A 15,611-nucleotide genomic window follows, 5' to 3' on the forward strand; every position below is an offset into this window, starting at 1 on the left:
GGCAAAAGAAGCTAGCTTTTGTCCAATACATTATATTCTGCGATTGATTTTAAACCTTTATACATTAAATACGGGCTTGCAAATATCTTATTTTTAAGGCGGGAAGCAAAAAAAACCAAATTCCCCCCTGTTAAAAGCACGTTAAAGTTCCCGTACCTCGCAGCATAGGACGCAATCATGCCGTCTACCTCCGCCAGTGCGCCTTCCAGCACTCCGCTGAGTATGCTTTGACGGGTATTATATCCCACAAAACTATAATGTTCTTCCGCTTTAACCAATGGTAATTTATCTGTGAAAGCATGCAGTGCCCTGAAGCGCATGTCAATTCCCGGGCTGATGCCTCCGCCCAGAAACGCTCCGCGGTTGTTCACAAAATTGTATGTGATGGCCGATCCGGCCCCAATGATAAGACTGTTCTTTCCCGGAAACAACTCCCATGCCCCTGCTGCCAGCGCTAACCGGTCTACCCCCAGTGTTTCCGGCTTTTCGTATTCAATACTTACCGGCATGGGTGTGTCGTATTGCAGCCGGATGAACCGTGTTTCCTTCGCCAGCAGCTCTTCCAGTGCCGGCGGATGATCAATTACCGAGGATAGTACCGCCGCTGCAGGACGCCATTCCTTCAGCAATGCCTGCACCTCCTGTAACAATGCTTCCTCGCTGAAAAACCGCTCTTCCCGCAGTTCCCCACCTTGCATAATGCCACATTTTAACCGGGTATTGCCCAGGTCCAGACAAAAAATCGGGCCTATCATGGCGCCAAGTTAAAAATTATCCACGGATAAATTCCGGAAGTGACCGTTCAGTTTCACACGGTCTTTCAGCCGCTCCATTTCGGCCATGAGGGGAATAACCTTGCTGAGGTGACGTTTGAGGTACTCCAGGCGCTGCAGTTCCTGGAAAAGGTGGAGCATTTCATATTCTTCTTCCAGCGATAGCCCCGCATGATGCGCGATATCATATGCGCGCAGGCGATGATCTTCCACCGGAAAGCTTTTGGTAACCTGTAATAATTCGTGCAATTCCCGCAGGGCAGTGAGTACCTGTTCGCGCAGTTTTTCACTGGTACGCTCCTGATTATCGGGGTAATTAACGATAGCGCCTGCATACAGTTTTTCGGGTACTTCGCGGATCACTTCCAGTATGCGGAATACTTTGAGGCCGCGCGTCCGCACTTCAATTTCACCGTTGTCATAGGTTTTCTCCACGCGTGAAATCTCCACGAGGGTACCGTATTCATTGACTTTCTTATCTATAACAGCGGGGATGCCAAAGGGCTTTTTTTCCACGATACACTCGTCTATGAGCTGTTTGTACCGCGGCTCGAAAATATGCAGGTTCAGCATCTCGCCCGGGTAGACAACGATGCCAAGGGGAAATATCGGAATAAAGTTCGTCATAGTAAGTCAGCCGGTTCAATAGTCTGATAAAAGATACGATTTTCCGCTGAAAAAAGTTGGCTGTGAAATGGTGCCTGCCCAGTTGTGAAAAATCCTCAATACATTTGTTTTATGTCTGCCTTACTCGAGCGGCTCCTGGTGGGAGACGTGCGCGCCCTGGCCCGTTGTATTTCCCTGGTGGAAAATGAAACTCCGGGATATGAACTGCTGCTGGAATCCCTTCCGCCGCGGGCAGACACGCGCGTGGTGGGCATTACAGGCCCTCCCGGTGCAGGTAAGAGCACGCTGGTTAATGCACTGATTTCTTCCCTGCTGGAGCGTAAGCAACGTGTAGCCGTTATTGCGGTAGACCCATCTTCGCCCTTTAATTTCGGCGCCCTGCTGGGCGACCGCATCCGCATGTCGGGGCATTTTTCGGACCCCGATGTATTCATCCGCTCCATGGCCAGCCGCGGCGCACTTGGAGGACTGAGCCCCAAGATTCTCGAGGTGGCTGATATCATCAAAGCAGCCGGGTACGATTACCTGTTTATTGAAACGGTAGGTGTGGGGCAGAGCGAAGTGGAGATCGCCGGCGTGGCTGATACAACGGTGGTAGTGGTGGTTCCTGAAGCGGGAGATGAGATACAGACGATGAAGGCAGGACTGATGGAGATCGCTTCAGTTTTCGCAGTTAATAAGGCCGACCGGCCGAAGGCGGATGAGTTTGCCCGTAACCTGCGCCTGCTGGCCCATTCACGGGCAAGCGCCACCTGGGAAACACCTGTTGTGAAAACAGTGGCTTTCCGTGGTGAGGGTATCGATGAACTAGTGGCCGCCATAGACGGCCACCGGGATCATATACACGAAAACAACGACCGTAAGGCGCTGCTGTTGGCAGAAAAAGCCTGGCAGCTTATCCAGTACCGCAGGATGCAACAGATAGACAGGGCGGGCCTTATAAGCGAGATCCGCACCCATATGGACGCTCCGGGGTTTAACCTCTACCGCATCATTCACCGCTATAGCTGAAAAATTGCTATCTTTGCCCCATCTTAACGTAAACGCAGAAATGGTCACCCAAATCAGAGTATTCCGACTTTTCTTCACTTACGCCGTTTTCAATTACGGCGGCTGATCCTGCGCGCACACTCTTTTCTTTCAACATTTCCGACATATTTTTTAATCATCTAAAACAAGCATTTGTTATGGCCTGGTTATTCCTGGTGCTGGGCGGTCTGTTCGAGATCGGCTTTACCATTTCGCTGAAGTATTCTGAGAATTTCTCGAAGCTCTGGCCCTCCATCTCATTCGTGGTATGTATTACGCTGAGCTTTTTCCTGCTCAATAAAGCGATCAACAACGGCTTGCCCATTGGTACAGCTTATGCCGTGTGGACGGGCATAGGCGCTGCCGGAACCGCTATTGCAGGCATGCTCTTTTTTAAAGAGCCGGCTTCCGCCATGCGGCTCGTATTCCTAGTGATGCTGATCGGTTCTATCATCGGACTGAAGTTTGTATCCGAATCGCATTAAAAAAAGAGGCTCCGGCCTCTTTTTCTTTTTTATATTTATTCCCCGTAATGTATCCCGGGGGTGCTCGCATGATGTATTTATACAATGTCTGAGCAATAGCCCCACCGCAGTACATCGTACTTATCCCACGCATGTACTATCGGGCAATGAGGCGGTCAAAGAAGTTTCCGTAAATAAATTTACCGGGGGAAGTACCGTTTAGCAAACGGGGCTAATTTCCATTCAACCAGATAGATATATCGAAATTAGGTGATGCAAAGATACTGCGGATAAAGCGCGGTGAGGGAGGCACGAAATACCCCCCGGAGAGATGTTCCGTACAATTTTGCAGGTGCAGTTCCGTTTATCAAAAAGCTTGTGAATCACCATGAAAGTGTGATATCGGCCGCTTAAAACTTTTGTACATTACGCCCCCCGCGTAAACCCGATAGAAGAACAATTAGGCTTAACAGAAAAACTATTGCGTTACAATAAATACCATGCGAAAGGAATCCACCTTCAATCCGGAGCACCAGGCCACCAATACCGCCAGTAAAGTGGTGGCAGCGCTGGAAAGACTTTCAGAAGCTTTCCGTGTTTTGCTCTGGCAGGAAGCGAAACAGTACGGGATCAGCCCCATTCAGGTGCAAATACTCACCTACCTCCTCCATTATCCGGAAAAGCTCAAAACTGTCACTCACCTGGCTGCGCATTTCAACATGACGAAAGCGACGATCAGCGATGCTATCAAAACGATCGAATCGAAAGGTTTTGTGAAGCGTAAAGATGATAAGGAAGACAGCCGGAGCCATACACTGCACCTTACCCGTGAGGGTAAATCCGTAGCCCGCAAAGTAGAAGGCTTTGCCGAGCCGATGCAGGAATCAGTAAAAGAAATGCCGCCGGAGAAGCAGGCGGGTATGCTGGAACAATTGCTGGGCCTTATTCAGGATCTTAACAGGAACCTGGTGATTACGCCACAGCGGATGTGCCTGAACTGCAGATTTTACGAAAAGAAAGGGAAACTTCACTACTGCCACCTCGTGAACGCCATTTTAAAGGCGGGAGATTTACGGGTGGATTGTCCGGAGTTCCGGAAACCTGCCATCTAAGTAATAGCAGGGAGGCGCTTATTCTGCCACCCGCTGGCTCCTATACCAACGTACTCCCAGGAATATGCCCAGCGCCAACGGTGCTGCGGCCAGCATCAGGATACCATTGTTAAGGCCTTTGGCCGGTCCTTCACCTAATTGCTGCGCGGTTTTCGTGCAGAGGGAGCATTGCGCCAGTAACTGGCTTCCGGGTAGCAGCAACGCTGCGGTCATCAACAGGTAGAATAACTTTTTCACGTTCCGAAATTAGGCAATTTTTAAGCGCCCGGGCCTGATTTACGTCAGGCCTCAGGCATAATATGGCTGTATCATCATGTACACGATCACCCCGGTAATGGCTACATAGAACCAAATCGGCCAGGTTATCCGTGCTATGCGGCGGTGCTTAGCATCATCGTTCTGGAATGCCCGCAGGAGTGTGAAAAGCACCATAGGCACAATGACAATGGCCAATAGGATATGCGTGAGCAGCAGGAAGTAGTAAAAATACCGGATACCTCCCACCGTGGATATTTCCGCTGCATCTACCAGGCCGTCGTGATTCATATCCCCGAACTTCGTGGAATCAGTGAGGAAGTGATAGGTTACGTAAGAAAGCAGGAAAATCACAGAGAGGCCCACCGCAGTGAGATTCGCCCATTTATGGGCCTGTTTCTTACCATTCTTGATAAAATACAGGCTCGCCAGCAGCAGCACAGCCGTAGCGGAATTGAGCACCGCATGGAAGAAAGGCATCACCTTCACATCGAACCCGGCTTCTATATCGGGCTTGGGAATTACGAATAACACTGCCACCACTACAGGGATGGCGATGGATATAATCGTGATGATCGCATTCAGATTCTTATTCTTCAGATTCATGTTCACTTGTTATTTATCGCCCCCGGAAAAGAGGCGCTTGAGCAGTCCGGGCTTTTTCTTGTTCTTGGCAATGTGCAAAATGGCAATGTCGTTCACCATACGGGCTACATCACTGGTATCCATGCCATTGTAATAACCGCGGATAAAGCGGTCTTTATCAATCAGCACAAATTTCTCCGTGTGTATGAAATCATCGGGTCCGCCATCACCTTCGAGCGCATTCACGAAGAATTCGTGACGGGCCAGGTCGTAGATCTTCTTCTTATCACCGGTGAGCAGCCACCAGTTACGGGGATCGATACCTTTACTGTCTGCATAATGTTTGATAACAGGCACGGAATCACGTACGGGATCTACCGAGAGAGAGAGTATCTGGATGAGGGTATCGTTCTTTGTGTAAGTGTCCTGTACCTTTTTCAGGTTTTTGATGAGGGTAGGGCAAATGGTGGGGCAGCTCGTAAAGAAGTAATTCACGACGAGGATCTTGCCTTCCATCTGGCTGAGGCTCACCTGCTCTCCGAGCTGGTTGGTGAGAGTGAAATCCTTTACCTGGTGGAAAACGGTATCGTAGGACGTTTTTCCATCTTTCACGATCGTGTCTACTCTTTCTGCTATGAGAAACGGCGGTATAGACACGACATTCTTGCCGTAATGGTCCACAATCAGGTACCCTGCGAGGGGAACGAGAATGGCCAGTGCAACGCCGAGTAATGCTTTCCTGTTGATAACCGTAAGTTTTAGACGTTTATAAAAGCGAAAAATGTAAAAATGAGTGCTATCGGTTGTGACGGCATCACTTTTACATTTTTCGGAATATCGTGTTTACGACCGGGTGCTTAGTGATGATTGCCACCACCATGCGCGGGCGCCACTTTCTCTGCAGGGAGCGGAGCGCTGGGGGAGTTTCTGCGCATGTGTTTCCAGCTGTCGCCGTCTGCGAGGAAGGCGATGATGAACCAGATGAACAGCAGCAGCGGCATCATGATCGTCCAGATCAGGTTTTTAATTTCATGGCCGAGGTGCATGAATTCGGCAACGATATAAAAAGCCTTCACAATGGTGAGACCAATGAAGATGGAGTTCAGCAACAGTTTGCCGGGGAATCCGGAATACAGGTGCAGGAAAGCCAGTCCTACTTCCACCATGGTAACGATCAGGAGGATCCAGAATGTTTTCCAGATGCTCTTGATGGATGCCTGCCTATCGGATGCGTTTTGAGTTTGCGCCATGATCAAAAATAACTTTTCTCTTTATTAAAATACGTTCAGTCAAAAATCGGGGAGCTTCTTACAGCAGGTAGAAGCAGGTGAATACGAATACCCAAACCAAGTCTACAAAGTGCCAGTAGAGGCCTACCTTTTCTACCATTTCGTAGTGGCCGCGGTGTTCGTAGGTACCTTTCAGCACGTTGATGAGAACGATGATGTTCAGTACAACGCCGGAAGTTACGTGAAGCCCGTGGAAGCCGGTGATGGTAAAGAAGAAGTCAACGAAGTTGGTAGAGATGGCAGCCGTTCCGTCAGCATTCGGGAAGGGGTTGCGGCCCCACCAGGCGCCTACTTCATGTAAGTGCGTCCATTCCCATGCCTGACAGCCGAGGAACATGATACCACCTACGATAGTGAGGGAAAGCCATTTCACAACCGCTTTTTTATCCATGTAGTGACCGGCGTTTACTGCCAGTACCATGGTTACGGATGACATGATCAGGATGAAGGTCATCAAGCTCACGAACACCAGCGGGAGATTTGCATGCCCCATGAAAGGGAATGAATGGAATACGACGTTGGGGTCAGGCCAGCCTTCTGCCATGAAACGTTGCGTGCCGTAAGAAATCAGCAATGCGCCGAACGTGAAAGCATCGGAGATGAGGAAATACCACATCATCAACTTACCATAGCTCACGTTGAAGGGGGAATGCCCTCCGGTCCACCATTTTTTCTTCGCTGTTACTGCGTTATCCATTGTACGAATTGTGAATTTTATTGGTTCTAAACAGTATCTTTTTTCTAGTTTTATTATCTGGCCAGGCTAAAAAATATCAGCAGATAAATCCAGAGGCCGTCCACAAAATGCCAGTAGGTGGATGCTACTTCGATGGGAATGGTACTGTAGGTACGAATGCGGGTACGGAAAGCCCGTACAAACATCACCATCAATACCGCCACACCGCCCAGTACGTGCAGTACGTGTGCGCCAACGATCACATATATGAACGAAGCGGAAACCGTGCTGCTCAGGGGTAAGCCGTTGCTTTTAAGATCCGCGAAACCCATGAACTGGCATACCACGAATCCTATTCCCAACAGTGCCGTTAACGTGATCAGCTGTTTGTAAGCGCTCATGTTGCGCGCTTTGAACTGACGGCCGGCCAGGTAAATGGTAAGGCTGCTCAGCAGGATCAGGACGGTAGACACGTAAAAAATCGTTGGCAGTTCGAACGCCAGCCAGTTGGCCTGCGAACGTTTTACCACATATGCACTAGTAAACCCGATGAACATCATGGTGATGCTCGCCATGGCAATCCAGAGTGAATATTTATGCGGGTGCAACTTATTCTTTGGTGCGTTCATTGTCATCATCTCCTCACAGTTTTACTTTATCAAACAAAAAGGCCAGCAATATCACTGCCAGGTAAATATACGAACCGAACATCAGTTTCCTTGCCGAGGGCACATCTGCCTTGCGGTACAGCTGTATGGCTTTCCAGAGGTACCAGCCGCCGATGAGGATGGCCACTATGGCGGAAATGTACCCGGTAAGCCCCAGCAGATACGGCGCTACGCCCGCAGGAATCATCAGTAAGGTATACATCGCAGCCTGGAGGGCGATCATTTTGCCGGGCCCCTGTTCGGAAGGCATCAGCCGGAAGCCCGCGCGGGTGTAATCCTTATGCGCTACCCAGGCAATAGCCCAGAAGTGGGGGAACTGCCAGAGGAACTGGATGGCAAAAAGCGACCAGCCACCGATAGAAAGTGCATTTTCTCCCGCAGCCCATCCGATCAGCATCGGAAAAGCCCCGGGTACAGCACCCACCAGCACCGCCAGAGAGTTCCACTTCTTCCACGGGGTGTATACGAAACCGTACAGTACCAGCGAAAGAAGGCTCAGCCCTGCGCTCAACCAGTTGAAAGCAAAACCCATAATCGCTATGCCTGCCACACCGGTGATCACGCAAAGCAACCAGGCTTCGGATACGGAAACCCTTCCGCCGGGCAGCGGCCTTACAGCCGTGCGCGCCATCAGTTTATCCGTTTCCCGCTCCAGGATCTGGTTGATGATATTAGCGGAGCCCGATACCAGGATACCGCCTGCAAATAATAAAAGAACTTTAATCAGGTTAAATTCCACGCCAGGCACCAGTAAATAGGCAACCACACAGGAGAACACAACCATGAAGGTCAGTGTAAACTTCATCATCATGAAGTAATCCTTCACCCTGCTTGCAATGGCGTATGATAAAGACAACTTTATGGAATTTTCTTGCAACATATTAAACAACACTATTTCTTTCCATCATCCTGTTACGGCAGGGGTATGCCCTGCCGGCAGCTTTAGTGGCCGGATTCGTCGGGCGATACCGGTACTGTTTGCGGGATGAAATCTTTTCCGTCTTTGCTGTAGTCGTAAGCCCAGCGGTGAACTTCCGGAATCTCACCAGGCCAGTTGCCGTGACCGGGATTGATGGGGGTAGTCCATTCGAGGGTGGTAGCAGCCCACGGGTTAGTTGTGGTCAGCTTACGGCCTTTGAAAATGCTATAGAAGAAGTTGAATACAAACAGCAGCTGTGTGGCGAACACGATGATTACTACAAAGCTGATGAAAGCGTTCAGACCTTCGAACTGGTTAAAGGATGCCCAGTTGCTGTAATCGAAGTAGCGGCGGGGCATACCTGCCATACCCTGGTAGTGCATGGGCCAGAAGATGAGGTAAGCACCTACCAGTGTGATCCAGAAGTGGATGAAACCGAGCGTCTGGTTCATGTAACGGCCGTACATTTTCGGGAACCAGTGGTAAACACCGGCGAACATACCGAAGAATGCGGATACACCCATTACGATGTGGAAGTGCGCGATTACGAAGTAAGTATCGTGCAGGTGAATATCGATAGCGGAGTTACCCAGCCAGATACCTGTAAGACCACCGGAGATGAATGTGCTCACAAAACCGATAGAGAACAGGGAAGCAGGCGTGAAACGGATATTACCGCGCCAGATAGTCGTAATCCAGTTAAATACCTTGATAGCAGAGGGTACGGCGATCAGGAGCGTCAGCAAAACGAAGAACGCGCCGAGGAAAGGGTTCAGACCGGTCACGAACATGTGGTGTGCCCATACGAGGAACGCCAGTACCGTGATCGCAAACATAGAACCCACCATTGCCAGGTAACCGAAGATGGGCTTACGGGAATTAACCGCCAGGATCTCAGATACCATACCCATCGCAGGGAGGATGATGATATATACTTCAGGGTGACCCAGGAACCAGAACAAGTGCTGGTAGAGGATCGCGGAACCACCTTCGTTAGGCAGTACTTTACCCTGTACAAAAAGTTCGCTCAGATAGAAGCTGGTGCCACCATGACGGTCGAACAGCAGCAGTACGAAACCGGAGAGCAGTACGGGGAACGAAAGAACACCCAGCACAGCGGTGAAGAGGAAGCTCCAGATAGTAAGGGGCATCTTCGTCATGCTCATGCCTTTGGTACGCATGTTCAGGATCGTAGAGATATAGTTAAGGCTACCCAGCAGGGAAGAAACTACGAACAGCGCCATACTGATCAGCCAGAGGTCCATACCGATCTTTGAACCGATAGAGGCATCACCCAGGGCGCTCAGCGGAGGATAAGACGTCCAGCCACCGGAAGCAGGGCCGGTTTGTACGAACAGGGACGACATCATAACCAGGCTGGCGGTAAAGAAGAACCAGTAGCTCAGCATGTTCATGAAGGGAGACGCCATGTCGCGTGCACCTACCTGCAGGGGAATCAGCAGGTTGGAGAATGTACCGGAAAGACCGGCAGTTAATACGAAGAACACGAGGATAGTACCGTGCATGGTAACCAGGGCGTAGTAAGCCTCAGGTGTAATGCGGCCGCCTTCTGCCCAATGGCCCAGGATAGATTCCAGCCAGGGGAAGGTTGCATCCGGGAAGCCCAGTTGCAGACGGAACAATACAGAAAAGAACGCACCGATAATGGCCCAGATAATACCAGTGATCAGGAATTGCTTCGCGATCATTTTATGGTCCATGCTGAAAACGTACTTCGAGATGAAGGTTTCCTCATGATGGTGATCATGACCATCATGCCCATGGTGGTCATGCCCTTCATGCCCATGGTCTTCATGACCGTGATGGTGAAAATCCTGACTGTGCGGTTTTGCTTCGTTACTCATAATAAGTTCTGTTTATGATCAGCCGGAAAACGGGGCGGGTCTGCCAGCTATTTCTTTAATTTTTTTCGCTCCTAATTTCTCTTCTCTAAGGATGAGTTACTATTTCGTAAGGGCCGCTACGGCTTTAGTGGAATCAGCGGGTACCGCGGGTGCTACCGGAGCAGCCTCAGGTGCGGGATGCGCCTGGGAGTACTGGGTCACCTGTGTCGCTAACCATTTGTCGTATTCTTCCTGTGTTTCCACAATGATGTTCGCCTTCATGGAATAGTGACCGTTACCGCACATCTGATCGCAGGCCAGTTCGTATACGAAGTCTGGGTTGCCGGTGCGTTTACGGTATTCTGCGGTAGTGATGGTGGGAGTAAACCACAGGGTAGTGGGGATACCGGGCACAGCGTCCATTTTCAGACGGAAGTGCGGCAGGCCCACATCATGCACCACATCACGGGATCCGATGATCAGCTTAACCGGTTTGCCTACTACTACGTGCAGGTCCGGAGCAATCACGTCGTCGTGGTTCAGGCTGTCTGCCCAGTCCTGGCCCACAGGGTTATTGGAGTCGTTGGTCAGTTTAAAGTTGCGGCGGCCGAGCTGACCGTCTTTACCGGGGTAACGAACAATCCAGTTAAACTGTTTGCCGGTTACTTCCACAATCATGGACTCTTTCGGAGCATCGGAAGTCATACGCAGCCAGTGGCGGATACCAAAGGCAACCAGTACGGTGAGTACGATGGCCGGAATAACGGTCCAGATTACTTCCAGTTTGTTGTTATGCGGATAAAAGAATGCTTTACGGCCGTCTTTCTCCTGGTATTTCCAGGCGAATACGAAAAGTGCGATCTGCGTCAGCACGAAAACGATCATGGTGATGATGAAGGTTACCTTGATCAGTCCATCCACTCCTACGCCATGATCTGATGCAGGCTCTCCCAGCATCGAATCATCCAACATATCGTGGCAGTACCACACGCCGATCAGTCCCAGCACCAGGAACACGATCATCAGGAAACCGTTAATACGGTTGGACTGCTCGCGCGCTTTCTTTTCCCCTTTGAGAATGGACACATACTCGCTTGCCTTCGCAATCTGGAAGATTACGACGAATATGAGAACAACTACTATAACTGCTAAATATCCTGACATTGCTATTGAATAAAAATTAAGTTATCTAATGCTAAACGTTGTTTGTCTTCGCCCCCGCATCAGGTGTGGTGGATGATACTTTCTTTCAGGTACGGATGGTTCTTTGCTGTCAGCGGCGCTTTAGCGAGCTGTTGTGCGGTCAGATAAATGATCAGACCAACGAAACCAAGACCGAGACCCAGTTCATACCAGGGGAAGTACAGATGTTTCACGGTAGCGGGCATTACCATCTGGAAGAAGTCGAGCCAGTGTCCGAAGATGATGAGGCCACCCATGAAAGCAACCAGCGTATAGTTACGTTTGGAATTACGTTTCATCAGAATCAGCAGCGGGCAGATGAAGTTGATGATGAGGTTCAGGAAGAATACGGGCCTGAACTCACCCCATACGCGCGGCTTGTAGTAAATAGTTTCTTCGGGCATGTTTGCGTACCAAATCAGCATGTACTGGGAGAACCAGAGGTAAGTCCAGAATACGCTGAATGCAAACATGAATTTGCCCAGATCGTGGAGGTGCTCTTCGTTCACCATTTCGAGATAACCTTTGCTTTTCAGGTAAATCACGAAAAGGGCGATGAGGGAGAGACCGGAAACCCAGGTGCTGGCGAAAGTGTACCAGCTGTACATGGTGGAGAACCAGTGTGCGTCGATGCTCATGAGCCAGATCCACGGTGTGGTGGAACCCATGCTCAGTGCGTAAACAACGGCAAACAGTCCGCACCATACAGTTCCTTTCCAGATAAGCGCTTTACGGCTTTCATGGTCGAGGAGCATTTTATCTTCTGCAAGAGACATTCTGCGCAATTTAATTGTGAGAATGCTCCAGAGTGCGAGTGTGATCACCGTCATGGTGGAAATGAAACCGGCATTGAGGAATGGAGATTTGAACTCCAGGATGCGGTCTCCTTCGGGGTGGAGCCAGTGGTAAATATGGCCTTTGTTACCGAAGATAAGGAAGCCCAGTACTACCAGCACGATAACGCTCAGCACAGGCACTGTCATTGAGATGGCTTCAGGCACGCGGCGGAAAGCCATCTGCCAGCCACCATGAGCCAGTGTGGTTACACAGATGAAAAAGGTGCTGGCCAACACTACCATCAGGAAGAAGGTGCTGTTTTGCAGCAGCCCTGCCCAGAAACGGGTGGGGCCATGTTCGCCGCCTAGTGCAAATATTCCGATCAACAAAGTCAGCAAGCCGATGCCCACAAGCACGAAGCTGGTCGTTTTTAATCTTGCTGGTACTACAAATTGGTCCTTCATTACTGTTGTATATTAAAATACGAAGTTGAAATGCGTTTTAATCTAATTATTTAGCTGCGGCTACAACGGGTGCCGCTGCTGTTGCTGAATCGGCTACGGGTGCTGCTGTGGCCGGAGCCTCAGGAGCTTTGCCTCCGTTCTGCATGTTCTTGATATAGCCTACCACTTTCCAACGCTGTTCAATATCCAGCTGGCTGGCATAGCTGCCCATCACGTTGAATCCATAAGTGATTACGTGGAAGATACGTCCTTCAGTATATCCGAGCACTTTACCGGTGAGGAATGCCGGAGGTGCAGCAGGATAAGGCCCGTCGCCGCCTTTGTACAGCGGTCCGTTACCATCCAGTTTCTGACCATGGCAAACGCCGCAGTAGATGTCGTACAGACGCTTCCCTTCATCCAGACCTGCTTTATCGAGCACCAGGGGATTGCGACCCAGGTTGGCTTGCGCCGTGTCTTCCGCTTTCAGGTGATACGGCAGCATAGCGCCGCGCTTCACCGTTCCTTCCACGGGCTTCATGCTCGCCAGACGGGCGCTGTAGAACTCGTATGCACGGGACTCGTACATATCGGGCGCATAAATCTTGCCGGGATTTCTATGGTGCGGCCCCTTATTCCCGCAGGATGCCAGGAAGGCGCCCCCTGCTAAGGCTGCTACAATCAGTATGTTGGAAGTCCTTTTCATCCGATATTAATTGTCTTTTCAGTTGTCAGACAGTACCATTCCGGTCCTGCCCTCCTTTATGTTGTCAAAACTGATCTATCTGTCTCTTTTCGTGCCCGACGAATTATTTCGCAAACACTTTGTCTTCCTTGTCGAAGCGGCCTAACCACCATCCGGCCTCAGCCGTCTGCTCGTTAATCTCCTTCGCACCTACGCTGCTCAGGAAGCCTTTCACCTCTTCCGCGCTTGTCTTGTCAGACAGCTCGATCGCCATTACAAACAGATCATCTGTCTGGCGGGGGTGGAAAATGTGCTTCTTCACAAACGGAGCCATCTGGCAGAGGTACATGAACGTCATTACCATCCCTACTGCTGAAAACAATACCGTCAGCTCAAAAGTGATGGGAATAAACGCCGGTAAAGGGAAGTGCGGCTTACCACCGATGTTCATCGGCCAGTCGGTAGTAAATACCCAGCCCATGAAAGACAGGGCAGTGGTAGTACCGGTGATGCCGTAAATGAAGCCGGCCGTGTGAAGGCTCGTTTCTCTCAGGCCCATCGCATGATCAAGACCATGGATCGGGAACGGAGTGTAAACGTCGTGTATCTTGTAACCGGCCTGGCGTACTTTCTTTACCGCCGGAAACAATACCGCCTCATCATCAAAACTGCCTACAACAAATTTCTTAACAGCCATATGGATAATTATTCTGTATTCCGTTAATCTTAATTCTATTCTTAGTGGTGTGTGTTATCATGCGCGAATTTCTCAACGCTCTGATCTTCGTAAACGTCCATTTTGTCTTTGAAGTTCTTACCGGATGTTTTCAGGATCGATTTGATCTCCGCAACAGCAATTACCGGGAAGTATTTCGCGAACAGGAAGTAGCAGGTGAAAAACAGACCGAACGTTCCGAGGTAGAAGCCAACTTCTGGCCAGGACGGACGATAGTAGCTCCAGCTGGACGGCAGGTAATCGCGGTACAGTGAAGTACAGATGATTACGAAACGCTCAAACCACATACCGATGTTTACGATGATAGACATGATGAACGTTACCATAATGTTCCTTCTCATCTTGCGGAACCAGAACACCTGCGGAGAAATTACGTTACAGGTCATCATGATCCAGTAAGACCAGCCGAGCGGACCGGCAGCACGGAAGTTATAGAAGGTATCGAATTCGTATTGAACACCGGAGTACCATGCCATGAACAGCTCGGTAAGGTAGGCAACGCCCACGATAGAACCGGTCAGTACAATCACCTTGTTCATTGCCTCTACGTGGCCGATGGTGATGTAATCTTCAAGGCCGAGTATTTTACGGGTGATGATCAGCAGTGTTTGTACCATCGCGAAGCCGGAGAAGATCGCACCCGCTACGAAGTAGGGAGGGAAGATCGTGGTGTGCCAGCCGGGGATTACGGAGGTAGCAAAGTCAAAAGATACGATGGTGTGTACAGACAGTACCAGGGGGGTGCTCAAACCGGCGAGAACCAGGGAGAGCGACTCATGACGCTGCCAGTGTTTGGTAGAACCTGTCCAGCCGAAAGAAGCCACGCCGTACAGCATTTTCCGCAGCTTGGTTTTGGCACGGTCACGAACGGTTGCGAAGTCAGGCAACAGGCCGGAGTACCAGAACAGGAGGGAAACGGTAAAGTAAGTGGAGATCGCGAACACGTCCCAGAGGAGGGGAGAGTTAAAGTTAACCCACAGCGGGCCACGGGTGTTAGGGTAAGGGAGTACGAAGAATGCCATCCATACACGGCCCATGTGCCAGATCGGGAACTGGCCCGCGCACATTACCGCAAAGATGGTCATCGCTTCCGCCGCGCGGTTTACCCCTGTACGCCATCCCTGGCGGAACAGCAGGAGGATGGCGGAGATCAGTGTACCGGCGTGACCGATACCTACCCACCATACGAAGTTGGTAATGTCCCAACCCCAACCGATCGTTTTGTTCAGGTTCCACACACCTGTACCGAAGTAAACCTCCCAGAAAACGGAGAATACACCGAACAGCAGCAGGAGAATGGAGATGAATAAGCCTATATACCACAGTTTCCCAGGTTTCGCTTCAATAGGACTAATAATGTCCTCCGTTACCTGGTGATAATCCTTAACCCCATCTACTAAAGGTTCTCTCAGTGTGGATTCGTACTTCAAATGCATAGTATTTCGAGCTTTGCTCGTCCCGGCCCGGAGCCGGAACTAAGTTGTTTCAAAACTTAAAACTGTTTCTTAACTAGTTCTGTCATTCTTGTCCCTCCCTTTCGGAAGGGA

General features: G+C 50.2%; 18 protein-coding genes. 3 read left to right on the top strand and 15 right to left on the bottom strand.

The annotated features are described in order from the left end of the window. Nucleotides 1-11 precede the first annotated feature (11 nt). Nucleotides 12-755: a type III pantothenate kinase gene (locus DEV76_RS03830; protein ID WP_109695233.1), complete on the bottom strand. Its 744-nt coding sequence runs from the start codon at nucleotides 753-755 to the stop codon at nucleotides 12-14. 9 nt (nucleotides 756-764) lie between these two features. Further along, nucleotides 765-1,400 carry an LON peptidase substrate-binding domain-containing protein gene (locus DEV76_RS03835; RefSeq protein WP_109695235.1) on the bottom strand — a complete coding sequence of 212 codons (636 nt, stop codon included), beginning with the start codon at nucleotides 1,398-1,400 and terminating at the stop codon, nucleotides 765-767. A 111-nt stretch (nucleotides 1,401-1,511) separates the two neighbouring features. Between DEV76_RS03835 and meaB the strand changes: the two genes are divergently transcribed. From meaB to DEV76_RS03850, 3 genes are all read left to right on the top strand, one after another. Then, complete coding sequence (gene meaB, locus DEV76_RS03840) at nucleotides 1,512-2,411, top strand: methylmalonyl Co-A mutase-associated GTPase MeaB (RefSeq protein ID WP_109695237.1); 900 nt, start codon at nucleotides 1,512-1,514, stop codon at nucleotides 2,409-2,411. Between the two features lie 176 nt (nucleotides 2,412-2,587). Then, entirely contained in the window at nucleotides 2,588-2,914 is a 327-nt protein-coding gene (locus tag DEV76_RS03845) for a DMT family transporter (RefSeq protein WP_109695239.1), read from the top strand. 479 nt (nucleotides 2,915-3,393) lie between these two features. Then, a complete protein-coding gene (locus DEV76_RS03850; RefSeq protein ID WP_109695241.1) occupies nucleotides 3,394-4,005 on the top strand; it encodes a MarR family winged helix-turn-helix transcriptional regulator in 612 nt (203 codons plus the stop codon). Nucleotides 4,006-4,023: 18 nt separating this feature from the next. Here the strand turns inward: DEV76_RS03850 and DEV76_RS03855 are convergent, their stop codons facing one another. The 13 genes from DEV76_RS03855 to nrfD all read right to left on the bottom strand — a co-directional run bounded on the left by DEV76_RS03855 (nucleotide 4,024) and on the right by nrfD (nucleotide 15,500). Beyond that, complete coding sequence (locus DEV76_RS03855; RefSeq protein WP_109695243.1) at nucleotides 4,024-4,242, bottom strand: hypothetical protein; 219 nt, start codon at nucleotides 4,240-4,242, stop codon at nucleotides 4,024-4,026. A gap of 51 nt (nucleotides 4,243-4,293) precedes the next feature. Further along, entirely contained in the window at nucleotides 4,294-4,866 is a 573-nt protein-coding gene (locus tag DEV76_RS03860; RefSeq protein ID WP_109695245.1) for a DUF420 domain-containing protein, read from the bottom strand. Nucleotides 4,867-4,875: 9 nt separating this feature from the next. Further along, complete coding sequence (locus DEV76_RS03865; RefSeq protein WP_157962703.1) at nucleotides 4,876-5,502, bottom strand: SCO family protein; 627 nt, start codon at nucleotides 5,500-5,502, stop codon at nucleotides 4,876-4,878. 200 nt (nucleotides 5,503-5,702) lie between these two features. Further along, a complete protein-coding gene (locus tag DEV76_RS03870; protein ID WP_109695249.1) occupies nucleotides 5,703-6,095 on the bottom strand; it encodes a cytochrome C oxidase subunit IV family protein in 393 nt (130 codons plus the stop codon). Between the two features lie 58 nt (nucleotides 6,096-6,153). Continuing rightward, nucleotides 6,154-6,831: a cytochrome c oxidase subunit 3 gene (locus tag DEV76_RS03875; protein ID WP_109695251.1), complete on the bottom strand. Its 678-nt coding sequence runs from the start codon at nucleotides 6,829-6,831 to the stop codon at nucleotides 6,154-6,156. A gap of 53 nt (nucleotides 6,832-6,884) precedes the next feature. After that, complete coding sequence (locus tag DEV76_RS03880; RefSeq protein ID WP_109695253.1) at nucleotides 6,885-7,448, bottom strand: cytochrome c oxidase subunit 3; 564 nt, start codon at nucleotides 7,446-7,448, stop codon at nucleotides 6,885-6,887. 4 nt (nucleotides 7,449-7,452) lie between these two features. Continuing rightward, nucleotides 7,453-8,334 (bottom strand): heme o synthase, encoded by an 882-nt coding sequence (gene cyoE / locus DEV76_RS03885; protein WP_232826866.1) that lies wholly within the window; start codon nucleotides 8,332-8,334, stop codon nucleotides 7,453-7,455. 86 nt (nucleotides 8,335-8,420) lie between these two features. Beyond that, nucleotides 8,421-10,262: a cytochrome c oxidase subunit I gene (locus DEV76_RS03890; protein WP_109695257.1), complete on the bottom strand. Its 1,842-nt coding sequence runs from the start codon at nucleotides 10,260-10,262 to the stop codon at nucleotides 8,421-8,423. A gap of 99 nt (nucleotides 10,263-10,361) precedes the next feature. Beyond that, entirely contained in the window at nucleotides 10,362-11,405 is a 1,044-nt protein-coding gene (locus DEV76_RS03895; RefSeq protein ID WP_109695259.1) for a cytochrome c oxidase subunit II, read from the bottom strand. A gap of 59 nt (nucleotides 11,406-11,464) precedes the next feature. After that, the gene (locus DEV76_RS03900) at nucleotides 11,465-12,664 is read right to left on the bottom strand and encodes a quinol:cytochrome C oxidoreductase (protein WP_109695260.1); all 1,200 of its coding nucleotides are present in this window, start codon (nucleotides 12,662-12,664) and stop codon (nucleotides 11,465-11,467) included. 46 nt (nucleotides 12,665-12,710) lie between these two features. Further along, on the bottom strand, nucleotides 12,711-13,349 hold the full coding sequence (locus DEV76_RS03905; protein ID WP_109695262.1) for a c-type cytochrome: 639 nt from the start codon (nucleotides 13,347-13,349) through the stop codon (nucleotides 12,711-12,713). A gap of 103 nt (nucleotides 13,350-13,452) precedes the next feature. Then, a complete protein-coding gene (locus DEV76_RS03910) occupies nucleotides 13,453-14,025 on the bottom strand; it encodes a DUF3341 domain-containing protein (protein WP_109695264.1) in 573 nt (190 codons plus the stop codon). A 41-nt stretch (nucleotides 14,026-14,066) separates the two neighbouring features. Beyond that, nucleotides 14,067-15,500, bottom strand: a complete 1,434-nt coding sequence (gene nrfD, locus DEV76_RS03915) for an NrfD/PsrC family molybdoenzyme membrane anchor subunit (RefSeq protein WP_109695266.1) — start codon at nucleotides 15,498-15,500, stop codon at nucleotides 14,067-14,069. Between the last annotated feature and the right edge of the window lie 111 nt (nucleotides 15,501-15,611).

The sequence above is a fragment of the Chitinophaga deserti genome (assembly GCF_003149455.1).
GTDB classification, from domain to species: Bacteria; Bacteroidota; Bacteroidia; order Chitinophagales; family Chitinophagaceae; genus Chitinophaga; species Chitinophaga deserti.

Coding starts and splice junctions, on each gene's coding strand:
- DEV76_RS03830 (WP_109695233.1), bottom strand. CDS start 755: ATGATAGGCCCGATTTTTTGTCTGGACCTGGGCAATACCCGGTTAAAA.
- DEV76_RS03835 (WP_109695235.1), bottom strand. CDS start 1,400: ATGACGAACTTTATTCCGATATTTCCCCTTGGCATCGTTGTCTACCCG.
- meaB (WP_109695237.1), top strand. CDS start 1,512: ATGTCTGCCTTACTCGAGCGGCTCCTGGTGGGAGACGTGCGCGCCCTG.
- DEV76_RS03845 (WP_109695239.1), top strand. CDS start 2,588: ATGGCCTGGTTATTCCTGGTGCTGGGCGGTCTGTTCGAGATCGGCTTT.
- DEV76_RS03850 (WP_109695241.1), top strand. CDS start 3,394: ATGCGAAAGGAATCCACCTTCAATCCGGAGCACCAGGCCACCAATACC.
- DEV76_RS03860 (WP_109695245.1), bottom strand. CDS start 4,866: ATGAATCTGAAGAATAAGAATCTGAATGCGATCATCACGATTATATCC.
- DEV76_RS03870 (WP_109695249.1), bottom strand. CDS start 6,095: ATGGCGCAAACTCAAAACGCATCCGATAGGCAGGCATCCATCAAGAGC.
- DEV76_RS03875 (WP_109695251.1), bottom strand. CDS start 6,831: ATGGATAACGCAGTAACAGCGAAGAAAAAATGGTGGACCGGAGGGCAT.
- DEV76_RS03880 (WP_109695253.1), bottom strand. CDS start 7,448: ATGATGACAATGAACGCACCAAAGAATAAGTTGCACCCGCATAAATAT.
- DEV76_RS03890 (WP_109695257.1), bottom strand. CDS start 10,262: ATGAGTAACGAAGCAAAACCGCACAGTCAGGATTTTCACCATCACGGT.
- DEV76_RS03895 (WP_109695259.1), bottom strand. CDS start 11,405: ATGTCAGGATATTTAGCAGTTATAGTAGTTGTTCTCATATTCGTCGTA.
- DEV76_RS03900 (WP_109695260.1), bottom strand. CDS start 12,664: ATGAAGGACCAATTTGTAGTACCAGCAAGATTAAAAACGACCAGCTTC.
- DEV76_RS03905 (WP_109695262.1), bottom strand. CDS start 13,349: ATGAAAAGGACTTCCAACATACTGATTGTAGCAGCCTTAGCAGGGGGC.
- DEV76_RS03910 (WP_109695264.1), bottom strand. CDS start 14,025: ATGGCTGTTAAGAAATTTGTTGTAGGCAGTTTTGATGATGAGGCGGTA.
- nrfD (WP_109695266.1), bottom strand. CDS start 15,500: ATGCATTTGAAGTACGAATCCACACTGAGAGAACCTTTAGTAGATGGG.